The sequence below is a fragment of the Deinococcus rubellus genome, assembly GCF_025244745.1.
Classification (GTDB): Bacteria; Deinococcota; Deinococci; order Deinococcales; family Deinococcaceae; genus Deinococcus; species Deinococcus rubellus.
Genome location: NZ_CP104213.1, coordinates 113,883 through 131,515 on the forward strand (window position 1 = coordinate 113,883; position 17,633 = coordinate 131,515).

Below are 17,633 nucleotides of genomic sequence, written 5' to 3' on the forward strand. Positions count from 1 at the left end.
CATTTCTTTGGAGTCCCCATGAACCCGACCGATCAAGTGACCGCCCAGTTGACCCTCACCTCCGCTCCTGCCGCCGACATTCACCAGAGCCTGGGCCTCTTCAGCGCCAGCAACCTGGACTTCACGGCCCTGATCGCCAAGGCCAAGCTCTACGCGCTTCAGGGTGTGGCCTACGCCCGCCTCCAGGCCATCGAGATTGCCAACCGCAACCTCGGCACGCTGGCCGGGGCCGATCAGCAGAAGATCGCGGTGGACAAGGCGATGGAGTTGTACCAGGTGTTCGAGCTGGCCGTGCCAATTCTGGCGGCCACGACGCTGGATGACATGCTGGTGCGGCAGGTGTTAACCACCGCCGTCAAGGAGGCGTACAGCCTGGTGTCCAGCACCCTGGATGGTTGGACGAAGCAGGCGACCACGCCGCCCGCTGCCACGCCTGCGCCTGATCCGCTGCCGAGTGGCCCGGTGGTGCCCAGCGTGCCCGACACCACCTTCGCGCCGCCAGTCACGAATGACAGCACGTTGCCCCAGGGAGGCCTGTCGTGAAGCGCTGGCTTCTCGCGCTGGGCTGTGCGCTGGGCCTGGCGAGCTGCGCCCCGACCCTCACCCCGACCACGCCGCCCGCTGTGCTGATCGACTCCAGCGGCGCGGCCTTGAGTCTCGATCAGCAGGGCGCATCGCAGGTCATCAGCTTCAAGGCAGGCAGTGTGGACGCGCTGGCCACCACGCTGACCCTGACCGGCGACGCCCTGGCCGTGAATGATAAGAGCTGCACGGCCCAGGATCGCCAGATCGTCTGCATGTTGCCGACTATTCCGGCCACCCGGACCTACGTGCTGCCCAGCCGGGGTGTCAGTAGGGTCACGGCCAGCTACAGCCGAGCTGATGGAAAGACGTACACGCTGACCGCACCCTGAGCCCACCTCTTCACCTGTCGGCCCGCCCGTAACATTCGGCGGGTCGATGCTATTTCAAGGAGTCGCCATGAAGAAGAAATACGCGCTGCTGATGCTGACCGGCCTACTCATCCTCGGGGCCTGCTCGCAACTCCCCGCAGCCCACCCGGTTCCACCGAATGTCACGGGCGGACACCCGCGAAAGCGCCCCTGCTCGGCTCAGGCCGGTGCGGGGGCGCTTTTTTTACTCCTTCAGCACGTCCACTTGATTTCATCTAGAGGCTAGTGGACTGCCTATCCAAGAACAGGCTTGAGTTTGGTCCGTAACAGAACGTAGGCGGCGACGAAATGGAAGCCGATCAAGGTCGAGGACAGCCGCTCCAGATCACGCCCCAATCGACGAAACTGCGACAACCACGCCAGCGAACGTTCCACCACCCAGCGTTTTGGCAGCAGGACAAATCCCCGTGAAGCGTCCGGACGTTTCACGACGATCAACTCCATAGTGCTTTTGCGCGCCGCATTCTGCGCTTGTTCGCCGGTGTCGCCCTGATCGGCAAACACCACCTCTGGCATCCCACCTGCGAGCTCTTGGGCGCTGTGACACCGCGCCTCTCCTTGCGCCCGATCCTGTTCGTTGGCCGGGGACGTGGTCAAGGTCAACAGGTGACCCAGCGTATCCACCGCAAGATGGACGTTCGTGCCCTTGCGCTTCTTCGCGCCACCGAACCCGGCACGGTGACCACGTTCCGGGGTGCGTCTTGGGCAGAACGGCACCCGTATGGGGCCTGCCCGCTTTGGAGCGTGCGGCTGTCGATGATGATCGCCGTGGGCTCGCCGGCACGTTGCTGTTGAACGCGACTGAGCATCCGTAAGTCGTGTCCGGCATTCTCAAAGCACCCGGCTTCGAACCACCGCTTCGCCTGGCGGCGGACCACTTCTGCTGGTGGAAGATCATGCGGCAGAAATGCCCATTGTGCCCCAGTTCGGCTCATCCACAACAACGCATTCAAGACCTCCCGCAGCGGAAATTTCCGCTGCGGGGCATCCTCTGGGGTCAAAGCCAGGTACGGCAATAAAAAGTGGTATGTCTCGTCATCCACATCACTTGGGTACGCACGGCGATCCATCTCTCCAGTTTGCCAGTGGCAAAATCATCCAGCCAAACTTCGATCCCCTCTCACCCAGCCTCTAGAGTAGAGTGATGCGAAATACATTCGGTCTCGCTCTCCTGACTCTGACGCTCTCAGCGTGTACCACCACCACCTATATTCCTGAGAAGGCTGTCCTCACGGTACCAAGCGATCCACACATTCTCCAGGGTCAGTGGGCGGGTATCGGTTTTGCGGTGCGCCCTGTTAGGGGGCCGGATGAGGCCATCCAACTGACAGCGAACGCGAGCTACGAGACGCCGACGTCCTACACCTTTACTGGGTCGCTGGTCTTTCGCGGTGAAACGTATGCGCTCTCGGGTACGGCGACGGGTGAGTACAACGTCACCTTGAAACCGCAAATGAGTCTGCCCCCTCCGCCAACCATCGTCTGGGAAGGCAAGCTCCAGCAGAATGGCGTGGATGTAGGAACCATCTCTGGATCGAACAGTAGCTTGAACTTTAGCCGCAATACTCAGACCGGTGGGCTCTCTTTAACAGTGTGGGGACCACACACCCCCATTGTGTTTACCTTGGACCGAGTGGCTTCTGCGGTCGAATAGTGGGAATAAAGTCAGGCAAGTTGCCCCCGCCCTGGCTGATGCCGGGAGCGGGGGCTTTTTTGGTTACAACACTCAGATTGGCGCTACGAAGCTGTGGAGTCTGGCCGCCATCGGCACTGGAACGCTCAGCATGGGCACTCTTAGCACTGGCACCAGATCGCACGCCGTTTACCAGGGAACCTCACCCGTTTCCAGGTTGTATTCCTCACTGATAAATTTCCCCGTCGGCCCGTCGGCACCGATCATGGCGTATTTGGCGATCCGCGTCCCGGCTTCCTGGACTGTTCCCGTGCCACGCTGGTTGTTGAAATCGGTGGCGACAAAACCGGGGTCCACCGCGTTGACCTTGAAAGGCAGCCCGCGCAGCTCATAGGCCAGGGCGATGGTGTACATGTTCAGGGCCGATTTGGACGGCTGATACACCGCACCCTTATGGTGGTAATACTGATTGGCGGGGTCACTTGCTAGCGTCAGCGAACCCTGACTGGATGAGACATTGACAATGCGCGGTTCGGGTGAATTTCGCAGCAGATCAATAAACGCCTGGGTCACGCGGATCACGCCGAATAGATTGATGTCAAAGACGTTTTGAAATTGCTCGATGCTGGCCGTGAGGGCAGCTTGCGGCATCCCGCCGCTGATCCCGGCGTTGTTGATCAGCACGTCCAGGCTCTGAATCTTCTGGCCGAGTGTCGCACGGGCGGCGTTGACCGAATCTGAGTTGCCAACGTCGATCTGGATGGCCTCCACCTGGTTCAGCCCTTCGGCCTTGAGTTTCTCCACGGCTTCCTGACCGTTCTCCAGATCGCGGCTGCCCAGGTAAACGGAATACCCCTGTTGCAGCAGTTGGCGGGCGGTTTCATAGCCGATGCTCTTGTTGGCTCCGGTAATCAAAACTGTTTTCATAGGGCTCTCCAAGGGGAAAGGGTAGGCGTGGGGTGGCTTGATCGTCGGGCGTCCAATTAGGTATGGTGACTAAGTGGAACGTCGTTCCTAAATAATACGGAACAACGTTCCGTTTGTCAAACACATCAGAGAGGCCAGGAGAGACGTGACTGAGAGCAGTCAACACCCAGAGAAAACGACCCTACCCAAGCGGGCCGATGCCCGGCGCAACGAGCAAATGCTGCTTGACGCTGCTGCTGCGCTGTTCGTGACTTCCGGAGTCGAGGTGCCGGTGCGCGAGATTGCGGCCAGGGCAGGCGTCGGCACCGGCACGATCTATCGTCATTTCCCGACGCGGGCCGACTTGATCATCGCGGTGTATCGGCATCAGGTGGACGCCTGCGCCGAGGCTGGGCCAGCCCTCATGGCGAGCCATATTAGTCCACACGCAGCGCTGGAAGCATGGATCAATCTGTTTGTGGATTTTCTGGTTACCAAACATGGCCTCGCGGCTGCCATGCACGCTGACCGCACTGGCTTCGATGCGCTCCACGCCTATTTTCTGGCTTGCCTGGTACCAGTCTGTGCGGAGTTGCTGAGCGCGGCTGCCGATGCAGGCGAGATTCGCGGCGACATTCAGGCGCTGGAGCTAATGCGCGGCGTGGGCAATCTGTGCATCGGCGCAGCCGACGATCCCCACTACGACGCCCGCCGCCTTGTCCACCTGCTGATCGCTGGCCTGCGCCAGCGGTCAAGTCCACTTGCCTGAATAGAATGCTTCGCTGAGATAAGCGCGTGCTGAACGATGGATTTGGCTTAGTCATTTGACTTGTTCTGAAAAGTAGAAAACCAGCAAGAGCACGTCCGTGGGATAGGCACGACGTTCTCTTGCTGATTACTTTTACCGGGCGTCGATCACGAACCCCAGTCCCGCTTCCGCTGCCGTCGCCAGTCCGAGCGCCACCGCATCCAGCACCCCGAAGAACTCACACTGGTGCGCCCGCTCGACGGTCTGTGTTTCGCTCTCGGGCATCGGCACGACGATCACGGCTCCGGAGGGCAGCATGCAGTCGGCGGGCATGCCCAGCAGGCGGCACGCGGGCCAGTTGAGGGGCAAGCGCCCCAGGCCATCTTCATTGATGTAAGCCTCGTGGGTCTGGAAGGCGTGGAAAGCACAGGGCATCCGCTCGGCCCAGCCGCCCACTGAGATCTGAATGAGCTTGAGGCGCTCGGCGTCACTCGCGGACCAGATCGCACTCGGCAGCAGACAGCAGATAAACGCCACAAGTCCGCAACTCAAACGCCCCCGCCCTGGCCAAGTGCCGGCAGCGGGGGCGTTTTTTCGTTGCGGGCCGTCCTCAGCCGGGTAAGGGGCACAGGCAGGTCATGCCGGTGATCCCACGGGTGTGTCTCAGGGTAGGTGCCGGATCAGGCGCAGCGCATCTCTCAGATGGCCTACGCCATTGCGCTGCCCTCAGGCGGGTCAGGTGGCCTGCACGCTCCGTGCCCACTGCCGGATGCGCAGACTGTCCTCGCGCGCAGCGGTGTAATTCGCCAGCTTCAATGCCCGCTCGGCCTCGTCCGCGTTCTTGCGCCGGGCGTTCAACTCACTGATCCGCAGGGCCGTCACGATATCGAAGAGCCGGTCCCAGGCGGTATTCGCCGCGTCCACCTCACCCCGTAGCGCCGCCGCCTCGACGCGGGCGACCAGGGTCAGGCGCTGTGCCACCTTGACCGCGTAACTGTTGCGCCCGATGGCAGCCGCCTGCGCGGCCTGCTCCTGCTCGGCAGCCACCGCGTCGCGTTTCAGTGGATCGACCCCCAGCGCCACCAGCGCGGCCCGCACCCGGCTCCAGGCCTCGGCGGTCAGGTAGACCGGCGCAGCCGCCTTCCGGGGGGCGGGCAGGGGCAGATTGGCCGGTTCCAGGTCCACCGGTGCGGCGTCGAGCAGGGTCTGTGTCTCGACCTCGAGGCGCAGGATTTTCCCCCGGCAGGCAGCGGCAGCCGCGTTGCCGCCTTCGCCGAGGGCGAGCTGTTCGGCCACGATGGTCAGCAGTTGGCGGGCTTCAGTGAACTGGCCTTGCTGAGCGGCGTCAAAGGCTTCGGTAGCGGCGGTGAGGGCGGTGGCCAGGGCGGTCTTCAAGGTTTCGTTCATACCCGTGTTCTAGCTTCGGCTCGCGGCGTGAAGGTGTGCGGGGTGTGTTCGGTTGGGAAAGCAACAGCTTGTCGGTCTTAAACTCTGAAACATGCAACAGCCCGCCGCCCAATTTCGCCGCGTCTTCCTCCTCATTGGCCTTATCGCCCTGAGTCTCGTATTCACTTGGAGTGCGTCGGTGTATCTGCGTGAATCCAGGCACACCGGTGAGCCTCTGCCGATCCTGACCCTGGCACAGCTGATCGCGCATGCTCAGACCGCGCCCGGGTACGTCCATCTTCAAGGGGTGACGCCCGACTTCACCAAGATGGTGGTCGAAGATCACTACTGCCGTAGCTTCAGATGTGTAGATCACTTCGTGCCGCTCTTCGACAGCGCCCACCCTGGAACCCAGCGGGTTCCGGTCCTGTCGTTCATCACCATCCTGCCGGGCGACGTGAATGAGGCACGGCACCCCTTCAACCTGCGCGACCCAGTGATGGAAGGGAAGGTCAGCTCACCAGGCCTGTCCACAAATCAGGTTCACAACCTGCGTGCATCCGGCGTCCTGGTCGATGAGCGGACGGTCTTGTTCGAGCGGAAGGCGCTTCAGGGGAAGGTGCCGCCAGCTGATGGCCTCGATGTGCTGGTACCTTGGTTCATTGGGCTGCCGGTCGCGCTGGTCACGGGGTTGATCGCCTTTGTCACCCGACGACCACATGAGAAGTAGGGCTAAATACAGGCGGTGATGAAGCAGGGAGTGTTGCCTCTTCTGACAAAGTGCGCAGTCCACAGGTCTGCAACGCAAAGGCCGCCTACACGACCGCCGAAGCGGGTGTAGGCGGCCTTTTGTTTTCGTTCACTCGCTCAAATAATCTTCCGGCTCGATGCCTTTCATGACCTGGCTGACCTCCTCGCCAATCTCGGCGCGCAGCTCTTCCGCTTCCTTCTTCTCCGGCTTCCAGTTCTCGAAGCGGATCTCGGCCTGACCCGACACGTCCACCCTCATCTCGAAGTCGGGTACTTGTCTCCTGCCCAGATCTCCAGGCCTTCTTGCAGGAAGGTGGCCATCTTCTCGCCGTCCCACTCGCGGACGTGGGTGGTCGCCTTGCCAGTCTTAACCTTGAGAGATGCGGATGGAACGAAACGGATCAGCACAGTTCTGGACATGACGTAATCGTAGCAAGGATTACTCGGCCGGGTCCGCCTCGACCTGATACACCTCATCGTCTTCTTGCGTGACCCACAGACCACCTGGGCTGTATCCCCAAACCAAGAAGTGCTCCGCGTGCCTACCGCAGGCCGTGCGCGCTGGGTTGGCCGTCTCGTAGACGCCGAGGTCTTCCAGAATCTCGCCAGTGTGTGTGTCGATGAGCTGGGCATGGGCCGAAGATAGAGGAAGCGAAAAGCTTCTGGAGACTCCCAGGCTGGGCCTCGGCGCGGGGCTGTAGGGCACGCCGATGGCCGCACTGACGTTTACAGTGACGATCGTTGGCGGGCAGGTCTGGCACTGACTCGGTCAGGCGCGCACAATGTAAGGGTGAATCGACATCATCTCACTCGCATGGCCGCAAGCTGCATGATTTGGGCCGTTATGACTCTCCCCAGCATGTCGCAGGCACAGAACAAATGCGAGGGCGATTTGACTGATTTCGATGCCGTCTATTGCTACCAGAAGGTCTTCGTGCAGGCAGACAAAGACCTGAACACCGTCTACGGCAAACTGATGGCTGCCTTGCCGGGCAGCGCGAAGAATACCTTGCGGACGCTACAGCGCACCTGGATCAAGAATCGGGATGCAAGCAGTGTGATCGAGCGTGATGGCTTCAAATATGTCTCAGTTGACCATGCCACCGAGATGACTGTCGCGCGCGGCAACGAGTTAAATGATCGCCTCCGTGAATGCCTAAGCTCTGGATGCCGAGTGGCATTGCTGCGCTAAGAGGACCCGCCCAGTAGGCGTTCACGGTCCAAACACCACAAGTCCGCAACAAAAAAGCCCCTGCGCCTCGCCGTGACTGGCGAGGCGCAGGGGCTTTTTTTGGTTGCTTGGCTTCAGCGCTGGGTGAGGATGAGCGGAAAGCCCGCCTGTTTCCAGGCGTCGAAGCCGCCCTGTAACTCGCGCACGTTCGAGTAGCCCAGTGTCTTCAGGGTGGCGCGGGCAATCGCGCTCATCCGCCCAGAACGGCAGTACAGGACGATCTGGGCCGCATGATTGCGTGGCAACAAGGCGCTGCCCTTGATTGCGTCGAAGGGAATGAAGGCGTTCGTCCCTGGGATTGCACCCTCGAAGGGCACATGCACATTGATCAAGGTAAACGACTTGTGCTTGAGCGCAGTCGCCAGTTCCTGGGGCGTGAGCATACCGGAAGCCGCTGTGGCTGATCCCAGACTCAGAATGAGCAGAGCAAAGAGAGGACGCATGGGGCAGTCTAGGCCTCAGTAGTCCGGGTGACTGCATGGCGTGACGCCAGATCGGGAAATTTTACGTTGACTCCTCCAGCAGATCCACCTCAACCTGGTACACCTCGTCTTCCTCCTCCTGATTGGATCACGATTTTTTGGAGCGAGAAAATGAGGACGAGGATTTAGGATTCAGCAGAGAGTATGAGGCCTGTCTTCGCCAATCGCTCCAGCCACTCACCCATCAGCTGCCGCTCGCCCACCGAGAGGACTGCTGGACCCTCAGGAAGAACAGCTTGAAGAGCAACGGCGCGGGCAGCCACCTGGTCTGAAACAGAGCAGGTTTCAGAAACCCCGTCCTGAGATTGATCCGTGATGATTGTCCTCAGTACCGCTTCGAACATCGACGCTGAGAGGGAGGGATCTCTTGCCTCCGATGGGGTGCGAATGAGCGAGAGCGTCACGCCTTCTCCAGCAGCGGCAATCAGGTGTGTGGCGTGGGCGACACTGACCCGCAGCCGTCCCGCCTGAGCCAAGCGACTCACCAATTGAGACAAGATTGCCTGACCGTCACGAAGCGCAGAAGGATCCGCTCCGGAGGTATACATCAAGAGATACACCGCTGGATTCGCTATCCCAAATGCCACGTGGGTGTCCCAGCCGCGTCGTAAGTCCTCCAGGGGGTCAGCCGTCGCCCTGTCAGCGTATTTTTGCCGGACATACGCCGCGAAGGTCTCCCGGGCCACCGCACTGAACAGCCCTTGCATGTCGCCGAATTGTCGGTAGATGGCGGGGGGCTGAACTCCGGCGGCGGCACTGACGGCGCGGGTGGACGCCGCTTCTCGTCCGCCCTGAGCCAAGAGTGCAGCGGTGGCCTGAACAATGCGTTCACGCACCTCCAAGCTCTTCTCAGTCATGCTAACGATGATAACGCAGAAGTGGTAGCAGACTTGAAAAAACGAAGGAAACAGATTATTGTTATCTATGGTAACAAATGGGGTGGTATGAAAATCAAGATGCTCCCTTGCCCACACCCCCTGCTGTTGCTCCGAGCCCGCTCCCCAACTCCGTTACTCAACCTCAGCAAGACAGGAAGTCATCCATGATCATCGTTACTGGAGCCACCGGACAACTTGGCCGAATCATCGTTCAGCAGCTCGTCAAACGCGTTTCTCCTGACCAGATCGGCGTCAGTGTGCGCAACCCCAGTAAGGCCGCTGACCTGACCGCCCTCGGCGTGCGGGTGCGGCAGGGCGACTTCAGCGATCCCGCCAGCCTACCGCACGCTTTTGAAGGCGTAACACAGCTGTTGCTGGTGTCCTCCAACGCGCGGGCACAGGGCGGCGACCCCTTAGCTCAGCACGCGGCGGTTATCGACGCGGCCCGCACGGCTGGGGCGCGGCGGATCGTCTACACCAGTCAGATTTCTACCAGCCCCACCTCGGCTTTCGGGCCGGGTGTAGACCACGCCGCCACCGAGAAGCTGCTGAGTGAATCGGGCCAGGCCTGGACTTCACTTCGCAACGGCTTTTACGCCTCGACGGCGCTGGGTATGATGAGCAAAGCGTTCGAGACGGGCGTGATGGCGACGCCGGTGGACGGCAAGATCGCCTGGACGGCGCATGCTGACCTTGGGGAAGGCGCGGCGGTCATCCTGGTGAACGAGGGCCAGTACGACGGCCCCACACCACCGCTGACCGGCTCACAGGCGCTTGATTTCACTGATCTGACGGCGATCGCCTCAGACATTTTGGGGAGGTCCATTCGGCATGAGACCTTCCCTGACGACGAACTGGCCGCCAAAATGGGTATTCCGGCGGGTGCAGCCAGATTCAGCCTGGGCCTGTATGTCGCCAGCCGCGCCAATGAATTTGGCCCCGCCAACCCGGCATTGGAGCAACTCCTGGGGCGTGCGCCGATCACCATGCGCGAGTTAATGGCTCAGACACTGAACCGTTGACCTGGGATTGGGTCTAAAAGCTAAAGAAATTCATCAAGGGTTATCCACCGGCCCCTGCTCAAGCCTGTGAACAAGGTGCTCTCAAAGCTGCTGGGGTTGAATCTGGAGCGAGCGGCTGAGCAGGAGTAAGCGCCACAAGTCCGCAATGAAGAAGCCGCCGCCTTCCGTAACTGGAGGGCGGCGGCTTTTTTCGTTTGTCGTTTCACCCAGCAGTCGCCTCATCCAGCAGCCCATTCAACGCGGCGTCAATCTGGGCGCTGAGCGCGTCCCCTTCGGCGTACCACTGCGGCGACCCGAATGCCCCCTTGAGCACCGGTGCCGCGTCCCACTGCTTCGCTGCCAGTTCTTTGAGCGCGTCCCCTGCCGCCTCGAAGTGAACCTGCCAGTCCCCAGGTGCAGCTTCAACGCGGCCCAGGTAAGCCGCCGCCTCCGCCGGGGCCAGTCTGGGCGCGAGGGTGGAGAGCAGACGGCGATCTGGGCACGGCCCTCGGGAGCCTGGGAGAGGGTGCGGAGGCGGGCGAAGGCGGAGGTAGACTTGACCCTGCCTCCGCCTGGAACCTCCATTTCGCTCGCGGAGGCACTTTGCTGCCGGGTCACGCTCCGGCCTCATCTTCGCAAGGGCTGACGGACTCGCCGACCATCCTGGCCCGCACGTCCTGCACCAGCCAGCCCAGGCGGCGGCTCAGGCGAGCCAGGCTCAGCGAACAGCTCGGCAAAGAGGGCTTCGTGACGCTGGGCCTGCAATGCGGCGAAGTAATTCATGCCGCCTACCCCCCAACCATGAGCCCCAAGCTGCCCGTAGGCGTACTCGCGCACCAGATCACGCTCGGCGGTGCTCAGGGCAGCGAGCAGCCTCGGTTCCGACACGGAAGCGGGAATGGATTTCGTATCGGGTGACGGCCATTGCTGGGATTCTCTGTCATCATCCAACATCCAGCAGTTGCAGGAAGGCAGAAACCACCTGCGGATCAAAATGCCGGCCTGACTGCGCCGCGATCTCACCACGCGCTTCTGCCTGCGTCCAGGCGCGCTTGTAAGGCCGCACGCTGATCAGGGCGTCGTACACGTCGCACAGCGCAAAATTCGGGCCAGCAGGTGAATCTCCTCGCCGCCCACCTTCGCTGGATAGCCCTGAGCATCCCAGCGCTCATGGTGTTGCAAGACCACGGCCAGCGCCTCGGACGGCAGAAAACCCAACGCGCTGGCAAACTGGTGGCCGAAGACGACGTGGGTCTGCATCAGCGTGAATTCTTCCTCGCTCAGCTTGCCGGGCTTATGCAAAACCGCATCGGCAATGGCGATCTTCCCGATGTCGTGCAGGTACGCGCCCCAGCGCAGTGCCTGAGTTTCAGTCTCGTCAAGCTCAAGTTGCTCGGCCAGTTGAAGGGCCATCTGGGTCACCCGGTCCGTATGGCCCTGGGTTTCACGGTCGCGTGCTTCAAGGGCCAGACCCAGCGCCCGCAGCGCCGCTTCGCGCGTAGCGTTCGCCTGCTCTTCCGCCGCCAGTCGAACGATCAGTGCAGCGATGATGCCCGCCACGCTGCTGAACAGCTGCACTTCCGCTTCGCTCCAGGCGTGAGGCACGAAGGTATGCATCAGAAAGGCACCCAGCAACTCACCCCGTTTGCCCACGACCGGCGCGGCAGCCAGGCTGAGCACACCCAGCTCAGGAAACCCGGCGGTCTGGGGCTGAGCGGCGGTGTCGTCGAAGAACATCGGGGTGCGGCGCGCCAACAGGGCGCGCATCAGTGGGGTGTCGGCGGGGAGACCATGGGCGGCAATGGCCTGCATTCCAGGCGTGTCCGGCAGCTCACCAGCGGCTGCGCGCACTTGATAGATCAGGGGAGCAGAGGCGTCTTCGGTGGTGGCCTGGAAGTACGCCGCACCCACAGCGGCGGTGTGGTCGATCAGTTCGTTGAGGGTGGGCACCACGCCCGATCCCAGATCGGGCGCTTCAAGGGCCACCCGGATCAATGCCAGAACGTTGTGGGCTGTCAAATCTCGGCTGTCGGGGAGCACAGTGGGCAGGGTGGACACGCAGGAAGTTCCAGTCGTTGTCATAGATGGGTGACTCCAGCAGTAATCCCTGAGACGAGGTTCAAATAAAGTTGGGTGAGGGCGTGCACCTGCTTTTCTTACCGCTATTCTCTGTCGGCCCGCCGCACAGCTCCGTCACAAAAAGGCCTGTCGCTCACCCTCATGCCCATCAAAGCCTTCAGCCACTCTCTGGGCAGCGACTGGAAGCGGACAACAGGGCCGGCATGGCACGCCTCCACTGTTGAGGATTGAGAGGTAGGAGCTTACCGCGCGTCAATCACGAACCCCAGTCCCGCTTCCGCTGCCGTCGCCAGTCCGAGCGCCACGGCGTCGAGCACCCCGAAGAACTCACACTGGTGTGCCCGTTCAGCGGCCTGTGTTTCGCCCTCGGGCATCGGCACGACGATCACGTCTGCGGCAGACCGTGCGGGCCTGGTCGTAGCGCGCGGCGTTGGATCCGTCCGGCAGTTGCCCTGCCACGTCTGGGCGTCCTGGGCGCAGCCTCTGGCCTGCCATCCTCGACGCTTTGGGCCTGGAGATCGTCTTTCAGCCCGAGCAGTCGTGATCACCTTCCATACCGCCTGAGCACGGGCAAAATCTAGGTTAACAAAAGCCCCTGCACTGCCTTTGGTGGCGAGTACAGGGGATTTGTCAGTCGACAGATTCAGTGAGTTGCTGCCGCGACATGGCCTTGGATAATCGCGCGCAGCTCAGCGGGCTGGTGACGCTGTTGGGCGTCCAGGCGGATCAGCGGCAGCCGGGCGCTGGCGAACAGGGTGTCTTTGACAGCGTCGCGGTACTGCTGCTTATCGTTGTCGTGCGAAGCTTCGTCCAGCCCGATCCCCAGCACTGGCCGGTAGGGCCCGCGCTCCACGATCAGGAAGTCTACGTACTTGTCCTGAAGTCTTCCAACTGAACTTCTGCCGGTATCAATAGTAAGTCGAGGAGCAGCCAGAAACGAGCGTTTCAAACGTGATCGATAGTCGTGGCAGAGGTTCCCTGAACTTCAAGCTACCCCCGCCCTCTATCTTCTGCAGATCAAGTTGAGACAAGACAATCGTCTGTTTACCAGGAGCGGGCGAACAAAAGCTGCCTGAGATAAACGAATCTGGGCGTTAGCGGTGGCAAGTTGGTGGCATTATTGAAATCGGTGTCGTAACCCCAATTACGGTTAGGAGCATTGTAGTATCCGGCTACACCCGTGCCGCTTTGCTTACCCTGAGTATGAAGGCTTGTACCAAGACTCACAAAGCTCCCCAAATAAGTCATGCTGACTGTATCCCAGTTTTCGTGGAACCGAATATAATTCTGAAGACCACCGTTATAATTGCTACTGGTAGTAACATCGATACCACTGAGAAAAGCCGCGTTGACAGTTGTTGGCACTGCTTTACCAGTACTGATAGTGGCTGTCAGTGGTTCATTGACAGCACTGCTTAGCACATTTACAGCATCGGCCAAGACAGCAGCAGGCTTTTTATTAATCGTATTGTAATTTCCTTTGATATAGACTTGCTGATTACTAACAATGGTCAGTCCTTTAATTGCCGTCGCTCCGCTGCTCGTCCCAAGTGCATCGGCATTAATGATCTTCACGCCGTAAGCTGTTGGAAATGCAGTGGTCCCATTGATGTTGGCGTCTTGTGCTGCATTACTATCGCCGAAGCTGAAGTTCCAGACGAGGCCACCGCCAGTAGCATCATCAATAGTGAGCGGAAGATTGTCTCCATTGGTAAAGCCACCCCCAGCAATGCAGTCCATCAGCTTCTTCTGATCCACTTCAATCACAGTCATAGATTTTTGTTCACGGCCATCATACAGACCGCCGACTTTGACTGCTACTGCTTGGCTTGGAATTGGCACTGACGGACTTGGAGCTGGATTGCAGGCCGCCAATCTCAATGTAGCCGGGTAATTAATTGACTTATCGGCATTAACGACTTGGAGACTAAAGGTACTACCATTCTTATAAGCCACAATCCGCAGATCGGCCTTTGACCATAATTCGTTGGCCGGATCCGGCCTCAAGCTACTAATTGTTGGTACAGTAAGTGCCTGCTGCTGATCGAGTACATTCTTGTTGAATGGAGTCAAAAGAGAGCCGGTTATTTTATCATTAACAAGATCTCTGCTTGCACCTTTGCATGGCATAGTCACCGAAGAGATGACGACACTGCCAGCTGTATCACAAGAGCGTCCATCTTTGCCAAAGCGATAGATACTCTGCCCTGCTGTCGTTTTACCATTGATTGTGAGTGGGGCACCAGAATTCAGAAAAAGATTAGCATTGGTGTGTACTCGTCCATTCAATGTCATCGGCGGTCCAGGGTGAAATTCCAGATCATTCGTGTAAAATGCGGCAAACTGAAAAAGAGGTACCAATCGCGATTGGAAGTTCATAAAAAGAGATGCTTCCTTTTCACCAGTCTTAGTATTATAGGCATCGCTCTGAACCCGATAAGCGTATTGTTGGTAATTAAGGCCTACATAAACGTCACCTGGCTGGACAGTGCCAGTTTCCGGCTGACCCGCAACGTACTTAGTAATATCAGTGACGTAAGTTCTGACTGTGCGTCCACCAATCGTATAGGGGGTACAAATAAAATCCCCACTTCCTAAGTTGCTCCCAGTACATGGTAACGGGCCGGTAGGGTTGCTTGGACCTGGGACGGTCGGGCTGTTGCCTACTGGACGCTGGTACCCAACAAATGTGGCACGAACCAGTTCGGCCCGCAGATTCAATCCACCTTCAGCAGCGTAGAATCCCTGCTGGGCTGCCAGACTGTAGCGGCCAGTTTTCAGCTCACTCAGGGTCAGTGTGAAGTAAGCCGTGAGAATAGCCATCAATACCACCATCATGATCAGTACGCTAACAACCGCGATGCCCTGGTCTTTATATTTTTTCATGATTTCCTTTAACGATCAGCACTGTTGGCGTTGCGGGGCGTGAGACGCTCGTTAAACGTTCTGGTGACCGTTTTGCTGCCGCTGGTGTCTTTGACCGTCAAATTCACGTCGAGGAATGCCAGAGCTTTCCAATTCAGGTTGCTAGGATTGGGTGATGGTGGAAACGGCAAGGTTGTAGCAATAGCCGGTGTGGTTTTGGTCACGCCAGTGGAAGGCTTGAGGTATGGTGTGATTTTAAAAGAAACCACGTTGGGTGTGGCAGGCTGGGCAGTGGCTGTATTCTGTGAGAGCATCAACTGGCCATTTGACACGCTATAAACGCGATTTTCGAGCAGATAGACCCGAATATCTTTGTCGGCTGCACCAACAGTCACTTTTCGGGGATCGTATACGCTGGACGGTGAACTCACAGCATTGACCGTCTGAATCGTTCCCGTTGTGATGATCGCAGGCGAAAGCAGGGTCAGATAATCGTATCTCATGTTGCTCATGTCGATGACGAAACCCACTGCACCAGCTGCCGTGCTCCAGGTACTTACATCTTGTAACGTCGTTGTACATGCGCTCGGAAGTTGACTGATGCCCCCTGTGAACAGAGTGTTGTAACCCACAGGAACATTCCCATTGACGTAGATACTTCCAGCAGTCTGTGCGCAGAGCGGCAGTGGACCGTCAGCCAGACCCCGGCGCAAGGTCAGCACTGCATTCCCGTTAGCGTCCTGAGTGATCGTCAGTGCAGGAAAATCGCTGGTCAACCGTTCTCCAGTCTGCTGGATATCTGCCCCGAGCACATCGAAGGTGCTGCGGGCATTGCCTTCTGCGCCGTTGCGGGCCTGATCAGCACGGAAAAGTGACAGAGAAGAAGTGGTAAACCCCAGGATAATTCCCAGAATGAGGAGCAAAATAACCATGACGACCAATAGCTCGATGATGGTCAGACCTGCTGTTGAACGCTTCATCAGCTTCCCGCCGCGCTCTGGCTACTGACGCTGGTGAATACAGTGTCGGTGCTGACCAGATCGGTGGTGGCACCTGCGCCAAAACGGGCACGTACCCGGATACTGCGGGCGTTGGTGGTGCAGTAAAGTGGCTGCAAGCAGTAATCGGTATACACCGTGAACGTCCGGTTGTTGACGGTCACAGACTCGACACCGCTTGCCGCGCCAATGCCAGGCAAGGTACTCGGATCGATGGCGCGGGTATTGTCGAGCACCCGGCGCACCGCGACGGCTGCGGCACTCCTCAATTCATTCTGGTTGTTGAGGGTCGCATTACTCAGCAGACCACTCGTCACGAAGCTCAACACGATGCCGATAATTAAGATGGCCACCAGTACTTCAATCAAGGACATGCCTTGCTCGCACTTGGCTGCTTGCGACTGAACACCCTGTGGGTAGGAGCTAGCTCTGGCATCATTCTTCTGAACAATTTTCACTGGAGAATCACACTTCCTGTCAGATAGAGCGTGAGGGTTTTGGTGCGTCCCCGCCCATCCATGACGGTAAGGGGGCCAATGGGGGAAGTCTGAAGCGTGCCACGCGGCACGAAACAAACGTTCCAATTGGAGCCTTGAGCACTCAGGGTGACTCCACTCGGCAATTCAGGAGTGGGCAGGGTCTGGGGATTGGCCAGACTGGCGCAATCATCAACCCGCCGGAAGATGAGTTTGCCGGCGTTCAGGGAAACTTGCCGACCACTGCTGGTACTCAGGGCCTGAGCACGGACCTCCAGAAAGCTGGCCCTGATAATTGATCCTGCATTTCCAGCATCGTTGTTCAGGCCCTTGACGCTCAGCACCCCGAAGGAGAACAAAACTCCCAGAATGGCCATCACGATCAGAAGTTCAAAGATGGTATAGCCTTGGTTTTTGTGGACGGCAAAAGTCATGTTCTCCTTATGGCACAGCTTCTCTTACGGTTTTCTGAGCGCAGCTGGCGGACTGACCGAGTCAAGCGGGTTTGACTTGATCTCTCAAAGTGCGGCGATAATGGAACATTTTGCAATCGACCGTTATTTATAGGAACTGTTCGGAAAGATGTCGCATTCTCCAGCGTTTTAAACCGTGAAAAGGAGATTACGCAATCAGCGATTGCAGATAGGGCTGGAATCTAAACACGCTCCAAGAACGGCTTCTATCATTTCACTTAACAGTATAAAAGCTACCCTCTCGCCTAGCACTCACCCTGAATGGGGGTAGGCCAACCACAAACTGCTACCGCATCGAGAGGCCATTTGCGCGACCTGCAAAACTCAGCTTCACACAGCAGGCAAAGCAAAGCGATATGCATAAACTTAAGCTGAATACTGGGTGGCCAAGAGAAGGTAAAGTTCGCACTCACACGATCAAAAACCGTATATTTTGTTCGCTGATTTCTTCCATTTATATTGCCGCATTCGACCTTGTTTTCACCCGTAGCGGCGCGAGACTTCGTAGCGGGCCGAGCAACTCCGACGATGCTAAATCTGGATCAGTCGGCAGTTGAGCAGGCCGCAACCAAATGCTCGCTTCCCGCATGGTGGCCTTAGCCACTCCGCGCTCCCCTCAAAATCCCATCCTTTTCGTGAAGTCAGACATGATGCATAAGGTGTAAGCAACCCCAGGCCTAAAGGCCGGGGCTTTTAAGGCCCCACTTGCTTACCCGACGACCCGTAAGGGTAAACGATGTTCAAGCCATCACACCCAAGAATGCCTCGCCAGTT

The 17,633-nt window shown here is 58.7% G+C and carries 22 protein-coding genes and 1 pseudogene; 7 read left to right on the top strand and 16 right to left on the bottom strand.

Annotated elements, in window-relative coordinates; all coding sequences use genetic code 11:
• Positions 1 to 18: 18 nt before the first annotated feature.
• Both N0D28_RS00590 and N0D28_RS00595 read left to right on the top strand, forming a co-directional pair.
• On the top strand, positions 19 to 543 hold the full coding sequence (locus N0D28_RS00590) for a hypothetical protein (RefSeq protein ID WP_260560485.1): 525 nt from the start codon (positions 19 to 21) through the stop codon (positions 541 to 543).
• On the top strand, positions 540 to 914 hold the full coding sequence (locus N0D28_RS00595; RefSeq protein ID WP_260560486.1) for a hypothetical protein: 375 nt from the start codon (positions 540 to 542) through the stop codon (positions 912 to 914). Before N0D28_RS00590 ends, N0D28_RS00595 begins: the two co-directional genes overlap by 4 nt.
• A gap of 273 nt (positions 915 to 1,187) precedes the next feature.
• On the opposite strand, the pseudogene N0D28_RS00600 reads toward N0D28_RS00595, so the two are convergent.
• Positions 1,188 to 2,023, bottom strand: a pseudogene (locus N0D28_RS00600) (IS5 family transposase).
• Positions 2,024 to 2,097: 74 nt separating this feature from the next.
• Here N0D28_RS00600 and N0D28_RS00605 point away from each other — a divergent pair.
• Positions 2,098 to 2,607, top strand: a complete 510-nt coding sequence (locus N0D28_RS00605; RefSeq protein ID WP_260560487.1) for a hypothetical protein — start codon at positions 2,098 to 2,100, stop codon at positions 2,605 to 2,607.
• 168 nt (positions 2,608 to 2,775) lie between these two features.
• Here N0D28_RS00605 and N0D28_RS00610 read toward each other — a convergent pair whose 3' ends face one another.
• Complete coding sequence (locus N0D28_RS00610) at positions 2,776 to 3,513, bottom strand: SDR family oxidoreductase (RefSeq protein WP_260560488.1); 738 nt, start codon at positions 3,511 to 3,513, stop codon at positions 2,776 to 2,778.
• A 145-nt stretch (positions 3,514 to 3,658) separates the two neighbouring features.
• Between N0D28_RS00610 and N0D28_RS00615 the strand changes: the two genes are divergently transcribed.
• Positions 3,659 to 4,261, top strand: a complete 603-nt coding sequence (locus tag N0D28_RS00615; RefSeq protein ID WP_260560489.1) for a TetR/AcrR family transcriptional regulator — start codon at positions 3,659 to 3,661, stop codon at positions 4,259 to 4,261.
• Between the two features lie 132 nt (positions 4,262 to 4,393).
• On the opposite strand, the gene N0D28_RS00620 is transcribed toward N0D28_RS00615, so the two are convergent.
• Together N0D28_RS00620 and N0D28_RS00625 are read right to left on the bottom strand one after the other, a co-directional pair.
• A complete protein-coding gene (locus N0D28_RS00620) occupies positions 4,394 to 4,777 on the bottom strand; it encodes a hypothetical protein (RefSeq protein WP_260560490.1) in 384 nt (127 codons plus the stop codon).
• Positions 4,778 to 4,975: 198 nt separating this feature from the next.
• A complete protein-coding gene (locus tag N0D28_RS00625; RefSeq protein WP_260560491.1) occupies positions 4,976 to 5,647 on the bottom strand; it encodes a hypothetical protein in 672 nt (223 codons plus the stop codon).
• A 91-nt stretch (positions 5,648 to 5,738) separates the two neighbouring features.
• On the opposite strand from N0D28_RS00625, the gene N0D28_RS00630 reads away from it, so the two are divergent.
• Positions 5,739 to 6,356: a hypothetical protein gene (locus tag N0D28_RS00630; protein WP_260560492.1), complete on the top strand. Its 618-nt coding sequence runs from the start codon at positions 5,739 to 5,741 to the stop codon at positions 6,354 to 6,356.
• A 129-nt stretch (positions 6,357 to 6,485) separates the two neighbouring features.
• Here N0D28_RS00630 and N0D28_RS00635 read toward each other — a convergent pair whose 3' ends face one another.
• Positions 6,486 to 6,635: a hypothetical protein gene (locus tag N0D28_RS00635; RefSeq protein WP_260560493.1), complete on the bottom strand. Its 150-nt coding sequence runs from the start codon at positions 6,633 to 6,635 to the stop codon at positions 6,486 to 6,488.
• Positions 6,632 to 6,796, bottom strand: coding sequence for a hypothetical protein (locus tag N0D28_RS00640; protein WP_260560494.1), 165 nt, complete (start codon positions 6,794 to 6,796; stop codon positions 6,632 to 6,634). The genes N0D28_RS00635 and N0D28_RS00640 overlap by 4 nt, the downstream gene beginning before the upstream one ends.
• Before the next feature lie 439 nt (positions 6,797 to 7,235).
• Between N0D28_RS00640 and N0D28_RS00645 the strand changes: the two genes are divergently transcribed.
• Positions 7,236 to 7,568, top strand: a complete 333-nt coding sequence (locus N0D28_RS00645; protein ID WP_260560495.1) for a lysozyme inhibitor LprI family protein — start codon at positions 7,236 to 7,238, stop codon at positions 7,566 to 7,568.
• Positions 7,569 to 7,681: 113 nt separating this feature from the next.
• Here N0D28_RS00645 and N0D28_RS00650 read toward each other — a convergent pair whose 3' ends face one another.
• Positions 7,682 to 8,050, bottom strand: coding sequence for a rhodanese-like domain-containing protein (locus N0D28_RS00650; RefSeq protein WP_260560496.1), 369 nt, complete (start codon positions 8,048 to 8,050; stop codon positions 7,682 to 7,684).
• 164 nt (positions 8,051 to 8,214) lie between these two features.
• Positions 8,215 to 8,946 (bottom strand): TetR/AcrR family transcriptional regulator, encoded by a 732-nt coding sequence (locus N0D28_RS00655; RefSeq protein ID WP_260560497.1) that lies wholly within the window; start codon positions 8,944 to 8,946, stop codon positions 8,215 to 8,217.
• A gap of 185 nt (positions 8,947 to 9,131) precedes the next feature.
• On the opposite strand from N0D28_RS00655, the gene N0D28_RS00660 reads away from it, so the two are divergent.
• Positions 9,132 to 9,989 carry an SDR family oxidoreductase gene (locus tag N0D28_RS00660; protein WP_260560498.1) on the top strand — a complete coding sequence of 286 codons (858 nt, stop codon included), beginning with the start codon at positions 9,132 to 9,134 and terminating at the stop codon, positions 9,987 to 9,989.
• A 922-nt stretch (positions 9,990 to 10,911) separates the two neighbouring features.
• Here N0D28_RS00660 and N0D28_RS00665 read toward each other — a convergent pair.
• The 8 genes from N0D28_RS00665 to N0D28_RS00700 form a co-directional block, all read right to left on the bottom strand.
• Positions 10,912 to 11,055 (bottom strand): hypothetical protein, encoded by a 144-nt coding sequence (locus N0D28_RS00665; protein WP_260560499.1) that lies wholly within the window; start codon positions 11,053 to 11,055, stop codon positions 10,912 to 10,914.
• Positions 11,040 to 12,026: an HD-GYP domain-containing protein gene (locus N0D28_RS00670; protein ID WP_260560500.1), complete on the bottom strand. Its 987-nt coding sequence runs from the start codon at positions 12,024 to 12,026 to the stop codon at positions 11,040 to 11,042. The genes N0D28_RS00665 and N0D28_RS00670 overlap by 16 nt, the downstream gene beginning before the upstream one ends.
• A 263-nt stretch (positions 12,027 to 12,289) precedes the next feature.
• Positions 12,290 to 12,436, bottom strand: a complete 147-nt coding sequence (locus N0D28_RS00675; protein WP_260560501.1) for a hypothetical protein — start codon at positions 12,434 to 12,436, stop codon at positions 12,290 to 12,292.
• Positions 12,437 to 12,690: 254 nt separating this feature from the next.
• Positions 12,691 to 12,900 carry a DUF2726 domain-containing protein gene (locus N0D28_RS00680; protein ID WP_260560502.1) on the bottom strand — a complete coding sequence of 70 codons (210 nt, stop codon included), beginning with the start codon at positions 12,898 to 12,900 and terminating at the stop codon, positions 12,691 to 12,693.
• A 191-nt stretch (positions 12,901 to 13,091) separates the two neighbouring features.
• Positions 13,092 to 14,933, bottom strand: coding sequence for a pilus assembly PilX N-terminal domain-containing protein (locus N0D28_RS00685; RefSeq protein WP_260560503.1), 1,842 nt, complete (start codon positions 14,931 to 14,933; stop codon positions 13,092 to 13,094).
• Between the two features lie 8 nt (positions 14,934 to 14,941).
• Positions 14,942 to 15,892 carry a hypothetical protein gene (locus N0D28_RS00690; RefSeq protein WP_260560504.1) on the bottom strand — a complete coding sequence of 317 codons (951 nt, stop codon included), beginning with the start codon at positions 15,890 to 15,892 and terminating at the stop codon, positions 14,942 to 14,944.
• A complete protein-coding gene (locus N0D28_RS00695; RefSeq protein WP_260560505.1) occupies positions 15,892 to 16,284 on the bottom strand; it encodes a type IV pilus modification PilV family protein in 393 nt (130 codons plus the stop codon). The genes N0D28_RS00690 and N0D28_RS00695 overlap by 1 nt, the downstream gene beginning before the upstream one ends.
• An 80-nt stretch (positions 16,285 to 16,364) precedes the next feature.
• Entirely contained in the window at positions 16,365 to 16,820 is a 456-nt protein-coding gene (locus tag N0D28_RS00700) for a pilus assembly FimT family protein (RefSeq protein WP_260560506.1), read from the bottom strand.
• Between the last annotated feature and the right edge of the window lie 813 nt (positions 16,821 to 17,633).

Bases quoted from the DNA above. Each gene is read 5' to 3' on its own strand.
- N0D28_RS00590 (WP_260560485.1), top strand. From the start codon at position 19: ATGAACCCGACCGATCAAGTGACCGCCCAGTTGACCCTCACCTCCGCT.
- N0D28_RS00605 (WP_260560487.1), top strand. From the start codon at position 2,098: ATGCGAAATACATTCGGTCTCGCTCTCCTGACTCTGACGCTCTCAGCG.
- N0D28_RS00610 (WP_260560488.1), bottom strand. From the start codon at position 3,513: ATGAAAACAGTTTTGATTACCGGAGCCAACAAGAGCATCGGCTATGAA.
- N0D28_RS00625 (WP_260560491.1), bottom strand. From the start codon at position 5,647: ATGAACGAAACCTTGAAGACCGCCCTGGCCACCGCCCTCACCGCCGCT.
- N0D28_RS00630 (WP_260560492.1), top strand. From the start codon at position 5,739: ATGCAACAGCCCGCCGCCCAATTTCGCCGCGTCTTCCTCCTCATTGGC.
- N0D28_RS00635 (WP_260560493.1), bottom strand. From the start codon at position 6,635: ATGAGGGTGGACGTGTCGGGTCAGGCCGAGATCCGCTTCGAGAACTGG.
- N0D28_RS00640 (WP_260560494.1), bottom strand. From the start codon at position 6,796: ATGTCCAGAACTGTGCTGATCCGTTTCGTTCCATCCGCATCTCTCAAG.
- N0D28_RS00645 (WP_260560495.1), top strand. From the start codon at position 7,236: ATGTCGCAGGCACAGAACAAATGCGAGGGCGATTTGACTGATTTCGAT.
- N0D28_RS00650 (WP_260560496.1), bottom strand. From the start codon at position 8,050: ATGCGTCCTCTCTTTGCTCTGCTCATTCTGAGTCTGGGATCAGCCACA.
- N0D28_RS00655 (WP_260560497.1), bottom strand. From the start codon at position 8,946: ATGACTGAGAAGAGCTTGGAGGTGCGTGAACGCATTGTTCAGGCCACC.
- N0D28_RS00660 (WP_260560498.1), top strand. From the start codon at position 9,132: ATGATCATCGTTACTGGAGCCACCGGACAACTTGGCCGAATCATCGTT.
- N0D28_RS00685 (WP_260560503.1), bottom strand. From the start codon at position 14,933: ATGAAAAAATATAAAGACCAGGGCATCGCGGTTGTTAGCGTACTGATC.
- N0D28_RS00690 (WP_260560504.1), bottom strand. From the start codon at position 15,892: ATGAAGCGTTCAACAGCAGGTCTGACCATCATCGAGCTATTGGTCGTC.
- N0D28_RS00695 (WP_260560505.1), bottom strand. From the start codon at position 16,284: ATGTCCTTGATTGAAGTACTGGTGGCCATCTTAATTATCGGCATCGTG.
- N0D28_RS00700 (WP_260560506.1), bottom strand. From the start codon at position 16,820: ATGACTTTTGCCGTCCACAAAAACCAAGGCTATACCATCTTTGAACTT.